Origin of the sequence: Micromonospora sp. DT31 (assembly GCF_049841795.1) — a bacterium.
GTDB lineage: Bacteria > Actinomycetota > Actinomycetes > Mycobacteriales > Micromonosporaceae > Micromonospora.
The window spans coordinates 64657-82175 of sequence record NZ_JBNCKZ010000018.1 but is presented as its reverse complement, the minus strand read 5'-3'; the positions used below and the strand labels follow the sequence as shown (position 1 = coordinate 82175).

At 73.7% G+C, this 17519-nt stretch carries 19 protein-coding genes; 13 read left to right on the top strand and 6 right to left on the bottom strand.

Annotation, left to right across the window (positions count from 1 at the left end; translation table 11 throughout):
* The first annotated feature begins 1 nt into the window (after nucleotide 1).
* The 4 genes from ACLQ2X_RS23830 to ACLQ2X_RS23815 all read left to right on the top strand — a co-directional run bounded on the left by ACLQ2X_RS23830 (nucleotide 2) and on the right by ACLQ2X_RS23815 (nucleotide 2588).
* Nucleotides 2-1036, top strand: a complete 1035-nt coding sequence (locus tag ACLQ2X_RS23830; protein ID WP_425683313.1) for a cobalamin B12-binding domain-containing protein — start codon at nucleotides 2-4, stop codon at nucleotides 1034-1036.
* Nucleotides 1037-1113: 77 nt separating this feature from the next.
* Entirely contained in the window at nucleotides 1114-1461 is a 348-nt protein-coding gene (locus tag ACLQ2X_RS23825; protein WP_425683312.1) for an STAS domain-containing protein, read from the top strand.
* A 72-nt stretch (nucleotides 1462-1533) separates the two neighbouring features.
* Nucleotides 1534-1980, top strand: coding sequence for a response regulator (locus ACLQ2X_RS23820; protein WP_425683311.1), 447 nt, complete (start codon nucleotides 1534-1536; stop codon nucleotides 1978-1980).
* A gap of 122 nt (nucleotides 1981-2102) precedes the next feature.
* Nucleotides 2103-2588 (top strand): ATPase, encoded by a 486-nt coding sequence (locus ACLQ2X_RS23815; protein ID WP_425683310.1) that lies wholly within the window; start codon nucleotides 2103-2105, stop codon nucleotides 2586-2588.
* A 3-nt stretch (nucleotides 2589-2591) separates the two neighbouring features.
* Here ACLQ2X_RS23815 and ACLQ2X_RS23810 read toward each other — a convergent pair whose 3' ends face one another.
* From ACLQ2X_RS23810 to ACLQ2X_RS23800, 3 genes are all read right to left on the bottom strand, one after another.
* Nucleotides 2592-3413, bottom strand: coding sequence for a hypothetical protein (locus ACLQ2X_RS23810; protein WP_425683309.1), 822 nt, complete (start codon nucleotides 3411-3413; stop codon nucleotides 2592-2594).
* 306 nt (nucleotides 3414-3719) lie between these two features.
* Nucleotides 3720-4148, bottom strand: coding sequence for an OsmC family protein (locus ACLQ2X_RS23805; protein WP_425683308.1), 429 nt, complete (start codon nucleotides 4146-4148; stop codon nucleotides 3720-3722).
* Nucleotides 4149-4254: 106 nt separating this feature from the next.
* The gene (locus tag ACLQ2X_RS23800) at nucleotides 4255-5199 is read right to left on the bottom strand and encodes a serine/threonine-protein kinase (RefSeq protein WP_425683307.1); all 945 of its coding nucleotides are present in this window, start codon (nucleotides 5197-5199) and stop codon (nucleotides 4255-4257) included.
* A 135-nt stretch (nucleotides 5200-5334) separates the two neighbouring features.
* Here ACLQ2X_RS23800 and ACLQ2X_RS23795 point away from each other — a divergent pair, with 135 nt between their 5' ends.
* The gene (locus ACLQ2X_RS23795) at nucleotides 5335-5559 is read left to right on the top strand and encodes a hypothetical protein (protein WP_425683306.1); all 225 of its coding nucleotides are present in this window, start codon (nucleotides 5335-5337) and stop codon (nucleotides 5557-5559) included.
* A 3-nt stretch (nucleotides 5560-5562) separates the two neighbouring features.
* Here ACLQ2X_RS23795 and ACLQ2X_RS23790 read toward each other — a convergent pair whose 3' ends face one another.
* Together ACLQ2X_RS23790 and ACLQ2X_RS23785 are read right to left on the bottom strand one after the other, a co-directional pair.
* Complete coding sequence (locus tag ACLQ2X_RS23790) at nucleotides 5563-6360, bottom strand: alpha/beta fold hydrolase (protein WP_425683305.1); 798 nt, start codon at nucleotides 6358-6360, stop codon at nucleotides 5563-5565.
* Complete coding sequence (locus tag ACLQ2X_RS23785) at nucleotides 6357-7238, bottom strand: SDR family oxidoreductase (protein WP_425683304.1); 882 nt, start codon at nucleotides 7236-7238, stop codon at nucleotides 6357-6359. Before ACLQ2X_RS23785 ends, ACLQ2X_RS23790 begins: the two co-directional genes overlap by 4 nt.
* Before the next feature lie 140 nt (nucleotides 7239-7378).
* Here ACLQ2X_RS23785 and ACLQ2X_RS23780 point away from each other — a divergent pair, with 140 nt between their 5' ends.
* The 4 genes from ACLQ2X_RS23780 (at nucleotide 7379) to ACLQ2X_RS23765 (ending at nucleotide 11753) form a co-directional block, all read left to right on the top strand.
* Nucleotides 7379-8119 carry a response regulator transcription factor gene (locus ACLQ2X_RS23780; protein ID WP_425683330.1) on the top strand — a complete coding sequence of 247 codons (741 nt, stop codon included), beginning with the start codon at nucleotides 7379-7381 and terminating at the stop codon, nucleotides 8117-8119.
* Nucleotides 8097-9602 (top strand): HAMP domain-containing sensor histidine kinase, encoded by a 1506-nt coding sequence (locus ACLQ2X_RS23775; RefSeq protein ID WP_425683303.1) that lies wholly within the window; start codon nucleotides 8097-8099, stop codon nucleotides 9600-9602. Before ACLQ2X_RS23780 ends, ACLQ2X_RS23775 begins: the two co-directional genes overlap by 23 nt.
* Before the next feature lie 109 nt (nucleotides 9603-9711).
* On the top strand, nucleotides 9712-10431 hold the full coding sequence (locus ACLQ2X_RS23770) for a helix-turn-helix domain-containing protein (RefSeq protein WP_425683302.1): 720 nt from the start codon (nucleotides 9712-9714) through the stop codon (nucleotides 10429-10431).
* A gap of 149 nt (nucleotides 10432-10580) precedes the next feature.
* On the top strand, nucleotides 10581-11753 hold the full coding sequence (locus ACLQ2X_RS23765; protein WP_425683301.1) for a glycoside hydrolase family 16 protein: 1173 nt from the start codon (nucleotides 10581-10583) through the stop codon (nucleotides 11751-11753).
* Nucleotides 11754-11852: 99 nt separating this feature from the next.
* Here ACLQ2X_RS23765 and ACLQ2X_RS23760 read toward each other — a convergent pair whose 3' ends face one another.
* Nucleotides 11853-12251, bottom strand: a complete 399-nt coding sequence (locus tag ACLQ2X_RS23760; protein WP_425683300.1) for a VOC family protein — start codon at nucleotides 12249-12251, stop codon at nucleotides 11853-11855.
* Nucleotides 12252-12430: 179 nt separating this feature from the next.
* Here ACLQ2X_RS23760 and ACLQ2X_RS23755 point away from each other — a divergent pair, with 179 nt between their 5' ends.
* From ACLQ2X_RS23755 to ACLQ2X_RS23740, 4 genes are all read left to right on the top strand, one after another.
* On the top strand, nucleotides 12431-12589 hold the full coding sequence (locus tag ACLQ2X_RS23755; protein ID WP_425683299.1) for a hypothetical protein: 159 nt from the start codon (nucleotides 12431-12433) through the stop codon (nucleotides 12587-12589).
* Nucleotides 12586-14001, top strand: a complete 1416-nt coding sequence (locus ACLQ2X_RS23750) for a class I SAM-dependent methyltransferase (RefSeq protein WP_425683298.1) — start codon at nucleotides 12586-12588, stop codon at nucleotides 13999-14001. The genes ACLQ2X_RS23755 and ACLQ2X_RS23750 overlap by 4 nt, the downstream gene beginning before the upstream one ends.
* Nucleotides 14002-14008: 7 nt before the next feature.
* The gene (locus tag ACLQ2X_RS23745; protein WP_425683329.1) at nucleotides 14009-16036 is read left to right on the top strand and encodes a sulfatase-like hydrolase/transferase; all 2028 of its coding nucleotides are present in this window, start codon (nucleotides 14009-14011) and stop codon (nucleotides 16034-16036) included.
* A 165-nt stretch (nucleotides 16037-16201) separates the two neighbouring features.
* The gene (locus ACLQ2X_RS23740; RefSeq protein WP_425683297.1) at nucleotides 16202-17485 is read left to right on the top strand and encodes a citrate synthase; all 1284 of its coding nucleotides are present in this window, start codon (nucleotides 16202-16204) and stop codon (nucleotides 17483-17485) included.
* Nucleotides 17486-17519 lie beyond the last annotated feature (34 nt).

The window sequence follows — 17519 nt, the reverse complement described above, 5'->3', positions numbered from 1 at the left end:
CGTGACCGTGCCGACCGTCGAGGCCGATTTCCCCCGCTACCTGGAGTGTCTGGCCGAGGCCGACGAGTCCGCGGCGGTCGCGGTGGCCCGGGGGCTGCTGGACGGGGGCGTACCGGCCGAGCGGGTGCTGCTGGACCTGGTCGCTCCGGCGCAGACCGAGGTGGGGGAGCGGTGGGCCCGTAACGAGTGGAGCGTCGCCCAGGAGCACGCCGCCACGCACATCAGCGAACGGGTGGTGGCCGCGGTGGCCGCGTACGCCGATCCCCGGCCGACCCGGGGGCGGATCGTGATGGCCTGCATGGACGGCGAGTGGCACGCGTTGCCGGCCCGGCTCGTGGCCGAGGTGTTGCGGCTGCGCGGCTGGCAGGTGATCTTCCTGGGCGCCAGCGTGCCGGCCGCGCACCTGGTGTCCTACCTGCACCGCTACGACGCGGAGGCGGTGGCGTTGGCGTGCGCCCTGCCGATGCGGCTGCCGCATGCCCATCGCATGGTGGAGGCGTGCCGGCGCTCCGACGTGCCGGTGGTGGTGGGCGGTCGCGGGTTCGGTGTCGACGGCCGGTGGGCGCGGGTGCTCGGGGTGCCGTGGGCGCCGGACGCGCCGACCGCCGCCGATCTGGTGGCCGACGAGCGGGCGCTGCGAGCGGCGCCGCCGGCCCGGCTGGACCACCTCGCCGACGACGAGTACGCCAGTCTGGTCAAGCGACGCGGCGAGCTGATCGACAGCGCCCTGACCGACCTGCGTGAGCGGGTGCCGGCGGTGGCCGACTACAGCTCCGCGCAACTCGACTCGACGGTCAGCGATCTCGGCTACATCGTCGACTTCCTGGCCGCCGCGCTCTACGTGGACGACGGCACCCTGTTCACCGAGTTCGTCGGTTGGCTGGTGGAGATCCTGGTCAGCCGGGGGGTGCCCGCGCAGGCGGTGGGGCTCACCCTGGAGCACTATGGACAGCTGTTGCGGGATTTCCCGCGCGCGGCGGCCTTCCTCGACCGGGGGCGGGCGCTGGTGGGCGGGTTGGCCGATGCCGGTCGCTGACGGGCAGGAGGCCGACCGTCCCGTATGCTTGCACCACTGCAAGGGTTCGCCTGCGGTGGGGAGCGAGAGGGGCCACGGTGACGTTCACCGTCACGCACGCCCGACGGGACGAGGGCGGCGTGTGCCTTCGGCTCGCCGGCGAACTCGACCTCGGCGCGGCCGGTGAGTTGAACGCGGCGATCGACAGCGTGATCGCCGCCGGGCACCGGCAGCTGCTGCTCGACCTCACCGAGCTGACCTTCTGCGACTCGACAGGCATCGCCGCGTTCGTCCGCGGGGACAACCTCCTCGCCGCCGACGGCGGATGGCTGCGGCTCACCGGCGCCGATGGCCGGGTGGCCCGGGTGCTTGAGGTGACCGGGCTGGCCGAGGTGCTCCAGCTGGACCGCGACACGGCCGACCCGACGGCGTCGGCCAGCGCCTGATCGGATACATTTCCCCGCCAGCACCCGGCCCCCACGGCCGGACGCCCTACCCGAGACGAAGCAGGTAACCCCATGGGTCAGCCCAGCTCGAACCCCGTTCGCATCCTGGTGGTGGACGACGACCCGGGCGACGTTCTGATGATCGAGGAAGCGCTCGCCGAGTCCGACGTCGACAAGGTCATCGACGTCGTCGCCGACGGCGAGGAGGCCATGGAGTTCCTGCGCCGCGAGGGCCGGCACGGCGAGGCGCAGCGGCCGGACGTGATCCTGCTCGACCTGAACATGCCCCGGATGGACGGGCGGCAGGTGCTCGGCGAGGTCAAGAACGACGAGAGCCTGCGGACCATCCCGATCGTGGTGCTCACCACCTCCAACGCCGACACCGACGTGGTCAGCAGCTACACGTTGCAGGCCAACGCGTACGTGACCAAGCCGATCGACCTGGACGACTTCAACGACGTGGTGCGCCGCATCGACGAGTTCTTCGGCCGGGTGGTCGTGCTGCCCAAGCACCCGTAGGGCGGGCCCGGGCGCCGCGCCGCCCGGATGGTGAGCATTTTCCGCGAACGACCGACCCGCGTGTCGGCATGCCCGCAGGATCGTCAGGTGGGGACGTACACCGGCTGCCTGGGGGGCGACGCATGAGGTTCTCGGTGGTGGAGGCCGGCTACGACCGGCGTCAGGTCGACGCCTGCCTGGACGAACTGGGCCTGCGGCTGGGCCGGTTGGCGGCCCGCGCCGAGGGGATCGCCGGGGTTGGTCGGGAGTGGGACCAGATCCGGTCGGAGGCGCTTCAGCTGTGCGATTTCCTGCAGCGTCGTACCGCCCCCGAACCCGATCCGGTCCGTCGCCCGGACGCGGACCGGGAGGCCGCCGAGCTGCTCACCCGCGCCCGTGCCGAGCTGGAGGCCGCGCGCGCCGAGGCCCGGCGGCTGCGCGAGGAGGCGTACGCCGAGGCGGTGCGGGCGCGTCGGGAGTTCGAGGCGGGCCTGGTGGCACGTCGACGCCGGGAGGCCTGGGTGGACGAGCTGCTGACCGGGGTGCGCGCCGGGCGGGTGCCGGTGGACACGCCGACCGCCGCCGCGGGCGTGCCGTCCGGTGGCGCCGGACGCCCCGCCGCGCACTGAGACTCAGCTCAGCGCCGACACCACCGCGGTGGCCCGCCTCTCGTGCCGGGCGTAGGCGTCGGGATACGCGGACAGCTGCACCGCCTGGGCCGCGCCGGTGACGCTCATCCGCGCCCAGCCGGGCACGTCCAGCAGGGCGGTGTAGAAGGCACGGGCCGCGTACGCCGGCCGCATGATCTGGGCGACGGTGCCCCAACCGCTGCTCGGGCGCTGTTGGAACAGCCCGACCGAGTCGTGGTCCGAGCCGCTGCCCTGGTGCGGGTGGTCGAAGGACGCGGGGAGCACGTCGCTGGCCAGGTTGTAGAGGTTGCTCTCCTGCATGGCGGTGGCCACGGCCACGACCAGGGCCCGCCGGGGGACACCCAGGTCCCGGCCGACGTCCACGATGATCTTCGCGTTGTCCGTCTGCCGCTGGTCGAGCCCGGCGACCGGGCGCGGACGCGCCGGGCGGGCGGGTTTACGCGGCGTCGCCTTCGCCGTCGGCATGGCGCTGGGTGCCGGGGACGGCGCGGTGGCCTCTGGCAGCGTTCGGGTCAGGCGGGACGCCCGGTGTTCGGCGGCGGCGCGATCGGCGACCGCCTCGCGTACCTCCAGGTGTGGCTCCGGTGCGCTCTCGCCGACGGCGGCCACGCCGATCAGACCGAGGCAGCAGGTGACGCCGGTGGCCACCGCGAGGCGGCCGGGCACGGTGCGGGCCGGGCCGCGGCGGGACGGTGTCGGAGCGCGGTGCCGCCCCACTCGCCGTTCGGCGGAGGCCGGGTCGATCGTTCGGCGAATCGGTGCGGTGGTGGGGGACTGCTGGTGCGCGGGGTGGTCGGGAGGCACCCGCCGAGGTTAGAAAGCTGGGTCGCGATTGCCATCGGGGTACTTGGTGGCATGCGCCACATTATGCCGGAATTCGCGAGCGCATTGCCGGCAAGCGATCACCAACCGCGCCTACCTCGCGTCTCCAGCACATCGCCTATATGCGGTCCAGCCAGATCAAAACGCACCCGCGATCGGTTCTTCGGCGTGCGTCCCCGGCCTCCTCCGTTCGGACCCCGGGGAGGTACCGTAACCGGCCGCGCCACCGCCCGACCGCAGGATACGGCCGGTGCCTCCGACGGTGCCGGTGACCGCCGCCGGTGCGGCTCAGTGCCGGCCGTTGTCCGCCGGGGTGACGGTCAGCCGGTGCCGGGTCGGGTCGCTGCTGGAGAACGGCCACAGCCGATCCGCGTACGCGACCAGGTCGGCCAACTGCTCCCGGGTCAGCCCGGCCGAGGAGATCTCGGCGTGCACGTCGGCGCAGTACCGACCCTCGTCGTCGCGGCCCAGCTTCGCCTCCGCGGTCACCTGCACGGTGTGCGCCTCGTCGGTGATCTCCCCGGCCGCCTCCACCGCGGCGTGGTGCAGGCAGGAGGCGAACGCGGCGGCCAGGAGCTGCTCCGGCGTCAGACCCGAGCAGTGCGGCGCCAGCGGGGACGCCAGGGCGGAGGAGAGACCGCCGTCGTCGGTGCGTACGTGACCGCCCGCGGCGGTCGCCGTGGCCGTCTCGGCCAGCCAGGAACTCTGATCCGGCATCGCGTTCCTCCCGTCACTCACCGGCCGGCGTTCCCGGCCACCGGGCAGCGAAACCGGTCGGGGGTCGCGGCGATCGGGCGGGCCCGCCGCCGGGCAGGCGGTCGGCTCAGCGGATGCGGCCGCTGGTCGCGGCGTCCACGGCCATCGCCTCGGTCGCCTCGGCCGCCGCCCGATCGGTCCACGGGGACACCTGCCCGCCACGCTGCCGGGGCGGCACCGCGGTCATCGGCACGTACACCCGGGCGTCCACCGCCTCGGCCAGCAGCAGCGCCGCCATCGGGCTGGTCGGCCGGGCCGCCGGATCGTCGTCGAGGCAGCGCCGGCACAGGTCGACCACCTCCGGCGGGAGCCCGGGCACCTCCGGCAGCGGCCGGACCGACCGGCCCCGGCGGGAGCCGGGCAGTCCGGCGCTGCCGGCCGCGTACGGCAGGTTGCCGGTGAGGCAGTAGTAGAGCAGCACCCCGAGCGCGTACATGTCCGCCGCCGGGGTGGCCGGCTTCCGGTCGAACTGCTCCGGTGCCAGATAAGCCGGGGTGCCCACCACGATCCCGTCCGGCGACCGGTCGGGGGCGCCGGCCGGGGTGGCGATGCCGAAGTCGAGCACCTTCACCCCGCACGGGGTGAGGATCACGTTCGCCGGCTTCACGTCCCGGTGCACGATGCCGTGCGCGTGCGCGGCCGCCAGCGCGGCGCACACCTCGGCGCAGACCCGCACCGCGATCCGCCAGTCCAGCGGCCCGCTGCGCAGGTGCGCGGCCAGGGTCTCGCCCTCGGCCAGCTCCATCACGATGTACGGCACCGGCCGTCCGTCCGGCAGCGCGGCGGTGCCGAAGTCGTGCACGCTTGCGACGTTCGGATGCACCAGCCGCGCCGCCGACCGCGCCTCGGCCCGGATCCGTTCCACCGAGGTGGCGTCGCAGTCCAACCCGGGCGAGATCAGCTTCACCGCGACGGTCCGGTCCAGCACGCGGTCGTGCGCCCGCCAGACCTCCGACATGCCCCCCAGGCCGGCCCGCTGTTCGAGCTCGTACCGCCCGCCCAGCGTCCTCATCGCGCACTCCTCGCCTCGTCCGCCACCCTCCGGTCCCGCTACCCGCGTCGGGAGCTGCGCAAACCGCCGGGGGTGGGCGCCGGGGCGGGGTAGCTTCGCGGCGGGGACGTCGAACGGGGGACGGGAGAGTGGACGATGGCTCTGGTGCGCGTGCGGTTCGTCGGCGGTCCGGCCGACGAGTTGGACCGGGACCTGCCGGCCGGGCCGGACGGCGGGCCGCCGACCCGGTGGGTGCTGCGGCACCCGGACTCCCCGGCCGACGGCGTCGCCGACCACCTCTACCAGCGCGACGACCGCGCCGGTCCGGGAGGTTGGACCATGCGGTACGTGCACACCGTCCCGTTCGGGGTGACCGAGTGAGACTCAGGCCGCCCGGGCGCCCGTGGTGCCGAGGATGACCGAGGTGACAAGTTCCGGGTCGTCGTGCATCGGCACGTGCCCGCACCCGGGCAGGTCCAGATGCCGGGCGGTGGGCAGCCGGGCACGGGCCAGCGCGGCCTGCCGGTAGGGCAGGATCCGGTCGCGGGTGCCCCAGGCCACCGTCACCGGCACGGTGGGCGTGCCCGCGTACGCGTACCCCCGGCCGGCGCGGGCCACGGCCCGGAACGCGCGTGCCTCGCGCAGCGCCCGGGCGTCGGCCAGCGCCGCGTCCAGCGTCATCCGGTTCGGCCGGGACAGGATCATGCCCATCGCGAGCGTCCGCAGCGCCGGCGCGGCGAACAGGCGACGCAGCACCGGCTCGGGCAGTCGGGCGGCGTTGCGGTGCAGGGCGAGCACGGTCAGCGCCCAGCGCAACTCCCGCGCGGTGCAGAAGCCGGCCGGGGACAGCGCGGTGGCCGAGGCGACCGCGCCCAGGGCGGCCAGTTCCAGGGCGATGGCGCCACCGAGGCTGTTGCCGGCCACGTGCGGGCGGTGCAGCCCGAACGCGGCGAACAGCCCGGCCACGCCGGCCGCCAGCGCCTGCATGTCGGCGGGCAGGCCGCCGGCGGGCATCGGCGACCGGCCGAAGCCCGGCAGGTCCACGGCGATCACGTCGTGCGCCTCGGCGAGGCGGTCCAGGATCGGCAGCCAGGCGCCCGAGTGGTGGCCGATGCCGTGCAGCAGCACCAGCGTGGGCCCGGCGCCCCGCCGTTCGAAGACCACCTCCGGCGGCGCGCTCACGACCGCGCCTGCGGTGTGCTCACCCCGAAGCCGCGGCCCAACGCGCGGGACTGCTCCTCGATCAGCGGGACGGTGACCCGGGCGGTGCGCCCCACCAGCCGGTCGGCCAGCGGGCTGACCAGCACGGACCGCACGGCCTGCACGCCGCCCACGGCCCGGGGGACGTACACCCGCCGGCTGCGGCGCTCGATCGCCCGGACGAACGCGCGGGCGCACTCTGGCACCGTGGTGGTGCGGCGCAGCGGCCACGGCAGCTTCGCCAGCGCCGTCTCGAAGGCCGGCAGGTCGGTACGCGCCTCGCGGACCAGGTCGGTGTCGACCCAGGACGGATGGGCGGTGCCCACGGCCACACCCCGGTGCGCCAGTTCCAGCCGGACCGCGTTGCCGAACTGTTCGACGCCGGCCTTGGAGGCGCAGTAGGCGGCCATGCCGGGCAGCGCGGCGAACGCCGCCGCCGAGGAGACCAGCAGCAGGTAGCCGCCCCGGTCGACGAGCGCCGGCACCGTCGCCGCCGCGGTGCGCATCACGCCGATCAGGTTCACCTCGACGGTACGCACCAGCGCCTCGATGTCACCGACCGCGATGGTGCCCCGGTTGGCGACCCCGGCGTTGGCCACCACCGCGTCGATCCCGCCCAGCGTGGCGACCGTCGCGTCGACCGCCTGGGCCAGCGCGGCCTGGTCGGTGACGTCGGCGGCGTGCCACGTGTGCCCGGGGCCCAGGTCGGCCGCGAGCGCGGCCAGCCGCTCCGGTTCCAGCCCGACCAGGGACAGCCGCGCGCCCCGGGCCGCGGCGAGGCGGGCGGTGTGCTCGCCGATGCCCCGGGCCGCCCCGGTCACCAGCACCACCTTGCCCGACAAACGACCGTCGATGGACATGCCGGGAAGTTACCACCGGGTAGCCGTGCGCGGAAGCCCCGGCCGGAACGCCCGGATCGCCCCGCGCCGCCCGCACAGCTGGTACACAGAATCGGGACAGCTGCGCTACAGCGGGTCCACCCACGATGGGGGACATGGTCATGAACGGGCAGGCCGCGCAGGGGCGCGTCGAACTGCGCCGGCCGGACGGTGAACCGGTCCGGGTCCTGGTGGTCGACGACGAGCCGACACTCACCGACCTGCTCTCGATGGCCCTGCGGTACGAGGGCTGGCAGGTCGCCACCGCCGGCAGCGGGACGGCGGCGGTCGCCACCGCCCGGCAGTTCCGCCCGGACGCGGTCGTACTCGACGTGATGCTGCCCGACCTGGACGGCTTCCAGGTGCTGCGCCGCCTGCGCGTGGAGTCCCCGAGCGTGCCGGTGCTGTTCCTGACCGCCCGCGACGCCGTGGAGGACCGGGTCGCCGGGCTCACCGTCGGCGGTGACGACTACGTGACCAAACCGTTCAGCCTGGAGGAGGTGATCGCCCGGCTGCGCGCCCTGCTGCGCCGCTCCGGCTTCGCGGTCGCCGCCCGGCAGGACGCGGTGCTCACCGTCGGCGACCTCACCCTCGACGAGGACAGCCACGAGGTGCGCCGCGGCGACGACCTGATCACGCTCACCGCGACCGAGTTCGAGCTGCTCCGCTATCTGATGCGCAATCCGCGCCGGGTGCTCAGCAAGGCGCAGATCCTCGACCGGGTGTGGAACTACGACTTCGGCGGCCAGGCGAACGTGGTCGAGCTGTACATCTCGTACCTGCGCAAGAAGATCGACGCGGGCCGGTCTCCCATGATCCACACGTTGCGCGGGGCGGGCTATGTCCTCAAACCGGCCCGGTGACCGGGGTGGGCCGATGGCCGGCTGGTCGCTGCGCCGCCGGCTGGTGCTCTCCGTGGTGGCGCTGCTGGCGCTGGTCAGCATCGGCATCGGCAGCCTCACCACGGTCGCGTTGCGACACTTCCTGACCACGCAGCTCGACAACCAGCTCACCTTCGGTGACCGCCGCCCGGCCGACCTGGAACGGTGGGTGCGCCGCGACGGCGCGCCGGGCCGGCCCCTGCCGCCGGGCCAGGAGGGGTTGCCGGTGCCGCCGAACGGCTTCCCGTCGGGCTCGATCGCGGTCCGCAGGCCGGCATCCGGCGAGCCGACGGGCGGGATCCGGGTGGAGAACGGCGACACCGAGTCGTTGCCCGACACGGACCTCGGCGGCCTGGCCGCGCTGCCCACCGACGACCGCCCGCACACCGTCGCCGTCGCCGGTCGGGGCGACTACCGGGCCATCGCCCTGCCCTCCCCGCGCGGCGACGGTGACGTCCTGGTCCTCGCGATCCCGCTGGCCCCGGTCGACGAGACGGTGATGTGGATGGTCGTCGCCCAGGCCGGGGTGATCGGTCTCGGTCTGCTCGTCGCCGGCACCCTCGGTGCGCTCATCGTCCGGGGCGCGTTGCGTCCGCTCAACCGGGTGGCCGCGACCGCCGCGCGGGTCACCGAACTGCCGTTGGACCGCGGCGAGGTGGCTCTGTCGGTGCGGGTGCCCGCCGCCGACACCGATCCCCGCACCGAGGTCGGCCAGGTCGGCGGCGCGCTCAACCGGATGCTCGGCCACGTCGCCGCCGCGCTCGCCGCCCGGCAGGCCAGCGAGACCCGGGTACGCCAGTTCGTCGCCGACGCCAGCCACGAGCTGCGTACGCCGCTGGCCGCCATCCGCGGGTACGCCGAGGTGGCCCGGCGCGGCCGGCAGGAGGTGCCGCCCGACGTGGCGCACGCGTTGCGCCGGGTCGAGTCGGAGAGCACCCGGATGACACGTCTCGTCGACGACCTGCTGCTGCTCGCCCGGCTGGACTCCGGCCGCCCGCTCGCCGCCGAACCGGTCGACCTCACCGCGATGGCGGTGAACGCGGTCGGCGACGCGCACGTCTCGAGCCCCGACCACCGGTGGCAGCTCGACCTGCCCGACGAGCCGCTCACCGTCACCGGCGACGCCCACCGGCTGCACCAGGTGCTGGCGAACCTGCTCGCCAACGCGCGGGTGCACACGCCGGCCGGCACCACGGTCACCGTCCGGCTGGCGTCGGCTCCCGGGGGTGTCGAGCTGCGCGTCACCGACGACGGGCCGGGCATTCCCGAGCAGTCGCAGCCGGAGGTGTTCGAGCGGTTCGCCCGTGGCGACAGCTCCCGCTCCCGGGCCCAGGGCAGCACCGGACTGGGCCTGGCCATCGTCGCGGCCGTGGTGGAGGCCCACCACGGCCGGGTGCACGTCCGGAGCCGACCGGGCCGCACCGCGTTCACGGTGTGGCTGCCGGGCTCCACGGCCGACGCATAGGGCGCCGGTCACCCCGGCCGACCCCGTCGACCGCGAGGCCGACGGCGCGACACGCCCGGCGCCGCTGCCGCCCACCTCATGATCGACAGGGAGGTGGCAGGCTGGTGGGGTGTACCGGGAGTGGCGAGCGGCGGGAGTTCCGGGCGCGGTGGCGTGGACCAGCGTGGCCCGGGGGGACGGGCCGGTGCGGGTGCTGCCGGACGGTTGCCTGGACCTGCTGTGGTCCAGCCGGCGTGGGTTGCTCGTCGCCGGTCCGGACCGCACCGCGCAGGTGTCCCTGTCGGTGCCGGGGGAACGGTGGATCGGGCTGCGCCTGCCGCCGGGGGTCGGCCCGGCGGTGTTCGGGGTGCCCGCCGAGGAACTGTGCGACAGTCGCGTCCCGCTCGCCGACCTGTGGGCCGGCGCCGCGGCCGAGGTCGTCGAGCGGGTCGGGGCCGCGGTGGACACGACCGGCTGGCCGACCGCCGGCGCCGCCGTCCTTACGGATGTCGCCCGGGACCGGCTGCGGGCCGCCGGCGGGCCGGACCCGCTCGGCGTGCGGGTCGCCACCCGGCTGGCCGCCGGGGCGGCGGTCGCCGCGACCGCCGCGGAGGTCGGCCTCGGCGCGCGCGCCCTGCACCGGCGCAGCCGGGCCTTGTTCGGGTACGGCCCGAAGACGCTCGCCCGGATCCTGCGGATGCGTCGTGCGCTGGACCTGGCCCGGGCCGGCGTCCCGCTCGTCGAGGTCGCCGTGCGCGGCGGGTACGCCGACCAGGCCCACCTCACCCGCGAGGTGCGGGCGCTGGCCGGGGCGCCGCCGACCCGGCTGCTCGCCCCCGGCGGCGACTGAGCCCAGGCGCGCGGTGCCAGTGCCTCGCGTCCTGCTCGGGCGAGGCGGTCGCGGTGGCTCCGCATCGAGGCCGCTGCTTGCCGCCCGACCCCGAGACATATACCGTTGTCGATCGGACAAGGCGTAGTGTGATCGGGAGGAGCGACCGGGTGAGAGTTCGCGCCATGCTGCTGACGTTGGTCACCGTGCTCGCCAGCACGTTCCTGGTGGGCGGACCCGCGCAGGCCGCGACGTACGAGAGCACGTTCACCAACATGAACGTGCCCGAGTTCACCAACTCCGGCAACCAGCTTGTCACCGTCTCCGGTCGCATCACTCCCGCCCCGGTGGCCGGCAGGACCATCAGCCTGTACCGGGTCCAGGGCGACGGCTCCACGACCTTCGTGCAGGGAACCACGGCCGACGCGGCGGGCAACTGGGCCATGACCTTCGCCGTGAGCGTCGTGAGTACCTACCGGTTCTTCGCCGCCCGGTTCGTCTCCGGTAGCAACACCTACAAGCAGGTCACCTCCCCGAACTACACGGTGAAGTCGTTGCGGCTGTGGGACAGCTTCGACTATCCCTCGCGCACCGAGTTGCAGAACTCCGGCAAGTGGCAGCTGCGCCAGGGCACCTACGAGACCAGCCCTCAGGTCCACAACAGGTCGTCATGGAGCGCGATCTCGATGCACGCCGACTCTCCGAGCGCGGTGCAGTTCAACATCGTCGCCGACACGCCGGCGGCGGACGGCTCGCCGCGCTACCTCAGCCCGCAGATCACCGCCGGCAATCTCGGTGTGGTCAACGGACACCTCGAGGCGCGCATCAAGTTCCAGAAGCCCAAGGGTGCGCACGGAGCGTTGTGGTGGCAGTCGGGCTACGGCGCCGGCGGCGGAGAGTTCGACGTCGCGGAGTTCTTCGGCAAGCGCGGGGACGCCGAACAACCCCCCTTCCTCAGCCAAGCCGTCCAGCACACCATCCATCCCACCCTGCAGACCCAGGCCTGCTTCAAGAGCTGGACCACCACCGGGAGCACGGGCGGTGGGTGCACCGGCACCGACCACGAGTTCCTCAACTACGACAACAACACGTGGTGGAACGACTGGCACACCTACGAAGGCTTCTGGAGCAGCGACCGCTACATCTTCTCCATCGACGGCAGAAGGGTCGGCGAGATCGGTCCGGCCCAGGGCGTCACCCCCGCCACCACGCCTGGCGAGGTCATCCTCAGCCTGCTGGTCTCCGACGGCAACGAGTACGACAACCTCCGGGCCCACCTCGCCGGCGGGGGCCAGCTCAGCGACTACCGCATGCTTGTCGACTGGGTCCGTCTCTGGCGTTAGCCGACCGGTGTGGACAACGGCGGTCGACCGGGACCGGTCGGCCGCCGTTGTCGCGTGGGCGGTGCCGGCCGGCACGAGGCCACCGTACGCGTCGCCGCGTCAGTCGCCGTTCAGCGGGGCGAACAGGTCCACGCCGTTGCCGTCCGGGTCGTGCACGACCGCGTACCGCTGACCCCAGTACGCGTCCCACGGCGGCAGTTCGCCGTGGTGGCCGGCGGCGGTCAGGTCGGCGTACCAGCGGTCCACCTCGGCCGGGTCGGCACACCGGAACGCCAGGCTCATCCGGTTGTTGCCGACGGACGGGTCGAAGTCGGGGTGGAAGCCGCGGACGGTCTCCACGGTGTCCCACGCCAGCCGTACCCCGCCGGGGAGCATGACCTCCACGTGCGGCTGCGTGTCGGCCTCGGGCGGGATCGGCAGCCCCAACCGTCGGTAGAAGTCGAGCGTACGTGCCATGTCGGTGACCACGGCACCGATGAGATCGAACTGCGGTGTCATGCCGGCCACCCTAGGTGCGCGGGCCCCGGCGCGTCTTGAACGGATCGGACGGGGGACGAGTCACCGGTGTGCCCGCGCGTCCTGTTCCGACCACGTACGGTGAAATCGAGCCCGGCGAACCAGAGCAAAGCTCACATGCCGGGCGACCCTCCGATGGTCGACGACGGAAGGAAGCAACCGTGACGCACCTGGCCTACCTGGACGCGGGATCGGGCAGTCTCATCGTGCAGGCCGTGGTCGGCGGGGCAGCCGGCGTGGCCGTGGCCGCCAAGCTGTACTGGCGACGCCTGGTGTCCCGGTTCCGCCGCCAGCCGTCCGACCGGAGCGAAGCGGCGTGACGGTCCCCGACACCGACGTGCGCGTCGAGCCCGGCTCCTTCCGCGACCCCGGAAACCGGGTGTTCCACCGGGGGGACGAGGTGTTGCGCGGTCTGGACGAGCGGTGCGCCCGGGACTGGCGGGCCCTGTCGGTCACCGACTTCTTCCGGGCGCAGACCGCGGCCGGGCGGATCGTCGGCACCGAGGAACTCACCCCGACACCCGTCGACGCCCCCTGGGCCGCGGTGCTGCGACACGAGCGGATCCCGTTCGTCTCGCACCCCTACGAGTGGTCGTACGGCATGCTGCGCGACGCGGCACTGCTGCACCTGGACGTGCTGGCCGCCGCGCTGGAGGCCGGCTTCACCACCAAGGACGGCTCCGCCTACAACCTGCAGTGGCACGGCGCCCGGCCGGTGTTCATCGACATCGGCTCGTTCGAGGCGCTGCGCGACGGCGAGCCCTGGGCCGGCTACCGGCAGTTCTGCCAGACCCTGCTCTACCCGCTGCTCATCCAGGCCCACCTCGGGCTGGACTTCCAGCCCTTCCTGCGCGCCCGCGTCGACGGTGTCGAACCGGAGCAGATGCGCCGCCTCTTCGCCGGCCTGCGACGCTGGCGGGCCGGCGTGCCCACCCACGTGCACCTGCACGGCGCCATCCAGTCCCGCAACTCGGCTGCCAGCACCCGCGACGTCCGCGACCAGCTGCGCGCCGCCGGGTTCTCCCGCGAACTGGCCCTGGCCACGGTACGCGGGCTGACCAGACTCGTCGGCCGCCTCGACCACCGGCCCGGTGACAGCCACTGGTCGGACTACCAGCGCACCTGCGCGTACTCGGTGCCGGACCGCCAGGCCAAGGAGGCGTTCGTGGACCGGGCGGTGGCCGGCGCCGGGGCGTACTCGGTGCTGGACCTGGGTGCCAACGACGGCCGGTACGCCCGCATCGCGGCGCGGCACGCCGGACACGTCGTCGCCGTCGAGCAGGACCCGGCGGTCGTCGACACGCTCTACCGCACGCTGCGCGAGGAAGGTGAGCAGCGGATCCTGCCGCTGGTGATGGACCTGGCCGACCCGTCGCCCGGCGGCGGCTGGCGCGGCGTCGAGCGGGCCGCGTTCGTCGACCGGGCCCGCGCGGACGTGGTGCTCGCCCTGGCCGTCGTGCACCACCTGGCCATCGGGCGCAACGTGCCGCTGCCCGACGTGCTGGACCAGCTCACCGCGCTCACCGCGACCGGCGGCAACCTCGTGGTGGAGTTCGTCCATCCGGACGACCCGATGGCCCGGCGGCTGCTGGCCAACAAGCCCGACGGACTGTTCCCGGACTACCGGCGCGACGCGTTCGAGGCGCTGCTGGCCCGCCGGGGCCGGATCGTCTCCCGCACCGTGCTGCCGTCCGGGACCCGCACGCTCTACCAGGTGGTGGTGGGTGGCTGAGGACACCCTGGCGTTACCCCGCGAACGTGCCGCCGGGGCGGGCCGGCGGACCCGCCGGGACGGCTGGCGGGCCGAAGCGGCGCGGCTGGCCGAGGTGACGGCGCTCGTCGGCCTGGTGGTCACCCAACCGCTGCTGGACACCCTCGGCCGCAGCCCCGACTTCTTCCTGTTCCACGGCGCCTCCCGATCCGACGTGCTGCTGCTCGTCGCCCTGGTGGCGCTGGTGCCGACGGTGCCGCTCGCGCTGCTCGGCGCGCTCGCGCTGACCGTCGGTCGGGTCGCCCGGGCCGCGGTGCACACCACGGTCGTGGGACTGCTGCTCGCCGCGCTGGCCGTCCAGGTGGGCCGGCACCTCACGCCGCTTCGGGGCGTACCCCTGCTTGTCGTGGCCGCCGTGGCCGGCGCCGCGGCGGCGGCCGGGCACCGGCGGTGGCGGGCGCCGCGCCGCGTGCTGCGGGTGGCCGCCGCCGGGCCGGTGGTGTTCGTCGCGCTGTTCCTGTTCGCCTCGCCGGCCTCCGCCGTGGTGCTGCCCCGCGGCGGCGGCGGCGCGGCCGGGGTGGCCGGCGCGGGCGCCCACCCGCCCGTGGTGATGATCGTCCTGGACGAGCTGCCGCTGGTGTCCCTGCTCGGGCCGGACGGCCGGATCGACGCCACCCGCTACCCGAACTTCGCCGCGCTGGCCGGCGGATCCACCTGGTACCGCAACGCCACCGGGGTCAGCGGGTGGACGCCCTACGCGCTGCCGGCCATGCTCACCGGGCGCTACCCGCAGCACGCGGTGGCGCCGCACTACTCGCAGTACCCGGACAGCCTGTTCACCGCGCTCGGCGGCCTCTACCGGATCAAGGCCGAGGAGAGCATCACCCGACTCTGCCCGCCGAGCCGCTGCGAGCAGGCGAGCACCCCCGAACAGGGCCTGGGGGTGCTGGTGCGGGAGAGCGGCCGGCTGCTGGGCCGCATCGCCGCGCCGGTGGACAGCCGGATCGACCCCGAGGACTCCTACCGCGAGCGGACCGCCGCCGAGGCCGGACTGGACGCCGCCGAGCCGGTGCCGGACGACCCGAAGTTCCGCTGGGACACCCTGGACGACAACCAGCCAGCCCGGTTCACCGCGTTCCTGGCCGGGCTGCGCCCCGCCGACCGGCCCACGCTGCACTTCCTGCACCTGCTGATGCCGCACTCGCCGTGGGCGTACCTGCCGTCCGGAGCGCAGTACGCCGCCCCGGAGGACCTGCCCAACGACGACGCCGGGTGGCTGGACCTGGCCCGCTCCCGGCACCTCGCGCAGCTCGGCTACACCGACCGGCTGATCGGCCAGACGCTGCGGACGCTGCGCGCCACCGGCCTCTACGACCAGGCGTTGGTGCTGGTCACCGCCGACCACGGGGTGAGCTTCCGCCCCGACTGGCAGGGGCGGGGGATGGGCGCCATCACGCACGCCGCCGACCAGGTGGCCTGGGTGCCGATGTTCGTCAAGGCCCCCGGTCAACACACCGCGCGGGTCGACGACCGCAACTGGGAGCACGTCGACCTGCTGCCGACCGTCGCCGCCGAGACCCACATCCGGGTGCCCTGGCGGATGGACGGCCGCCCGGCGCAGGCGGCCCCACGTGCGCGCGCCGACAAGCGGTTCTACGACCGGCCCGGTCAGCCCGTCACCATCACCGGCGGGGTGCCCGCCGCGCCGCCGCCGCCCGCCGTCGACCCGCTTGTCGGCACCCGGCTCGGCGACGCGCCGACAGGTGGTCCCGCCACGGTGGCGAACCTGGCTGCGTTCGACGCGGTCGACCCGGCCGGCGGTCGGCTGCCGGCGCTGGTGTGGGGCACCGTGCCGGACGGCGTGCCCGACGGCGCCCGGCTCGCGGTCGCGGTCAACGGCACGGTCGGCGCGGTGGTTCCGGTGGTGCCCCCGGACGCCGGCGGCCGGCGGTTCGCCGCGCTGCTGCCCGACGACCGGCTCTTCGCCGCCGGCGCGAACCGACTCGACCTCTACCGGGTCGACGGCGGGCCGCCGCGGCGGCTGACGCTGTCCTGACCGACTTCCCCCGGGCACGCTCCCATCGGTTTCCCTGGCGTCAGGTCGGGAATCAGGTGATACACACCTCACCCCGAAACCATGACGAGCGGTGTTCTCCGCGCCGTGATTACGGTAGAAGCGAAGGCAATTCAACGAAGATCTTGCCGGCGAAGCGAGGAACAGATGACGGAAGTCAAGCTCGACCACCCCGGTGGGCAGCTGTCGATGCCGGTGCAGTCCGCGGTTGAGGGCCCCGCCGGGATCGGGGTGAGCAAGCTGCTCAAGGAAACCGGGATGACCACCTACGATCCCGGTTTCGTGAACACCGCGTCCTGCTCGTCCGCGATCACCTACATCGACGGTGATGCCGGCATCCTGCGGTACCGCGGATACCCCATCGACCAACTGGCCGAGAAGTCCTCCTTCCTGGAGGTCTCCTACCTGCTGATCTACGGCGAGCTGCCGACCCAGACCCAGCTCACCGAGTTCAGCGAGCGGATCCGGCGGCACTCGCTGCTGCACGAGGAGATGCGCCGCTTCTTCGACGGCTTCCCCCGCGACGCGCACCCGATGGCCGTGCTCTCCTCGGCCGTCAGCGCCATCTCCACCTTCTACCAGGACAGCCTGGACCCGTTCGACTCCGAACACGTCGAGATGTCCACCGTGCGGCTGATGGCGAAGGTCCCCACCATCGCCTCGTACGCGTACAAGAAGTCGATCGGGCAGCCGCTGCTGTACCCGGACAACTCACTGGGCTACGTGGAGAACTTCCTGCGGATGACCTTCGGCGTGCCCGCCGAGCCGTACGAGGTCGACCCGGTGGTGGCCCGGGTGCTGGACATGCTGTTCATCCTGCACGCCGACCACGAGCAGAACTGCTCCACCTCCACCGTACGGCTGGTCGGCTCCAGCAACGCCAACCTGTTCGCCTCGGTCTCGGCCGGCGTGAACGCGCTGTTCGGCCCGCTGCACGGCGGCGCCAACCAGGCCGTGCTGGAGATGCTCCAGAAGATCCACGCCGACGGCGGCGACGTCCGCTCCTTCGTGCAGAAGGTGAAGGACAAGCAGGACGGCGTGAAGCTGATGGGCTTCGGCCACCGGGTCTACAAGAACTACGACCCGCGCGCCGCGATCGTGAAGCAGGCCGCGCAGGACGTGCTCGGCCGGATGGCCAAGCCCGACCCGCTGCTGGACCTGGCGGTGCAGCTGGAGGAGATCGCGCTCGCCGACGACTTCTTCGTCTCCCGCCGGCTCTACCCGAACGTGGACTTCTACACCGGCCTGATCTACAAGGCCATGGGCTTCCCGACCAAGATGTTCACGGTGCTGTTCGCGCTGGGCCGGCTGCCCGGCTGGATCGCCCAGTGGCGCGAGATGATCAGCGACCCGGAGACCAAGATCGGCCGTCCGCGGCAGATCTACACCGGTGCCGCCGAGCGGGCCTACGTCCCCGCCGCCGACCGCTGAGGGTGTAAGGAAGGGCCCCCTGTTAACGCCTCCG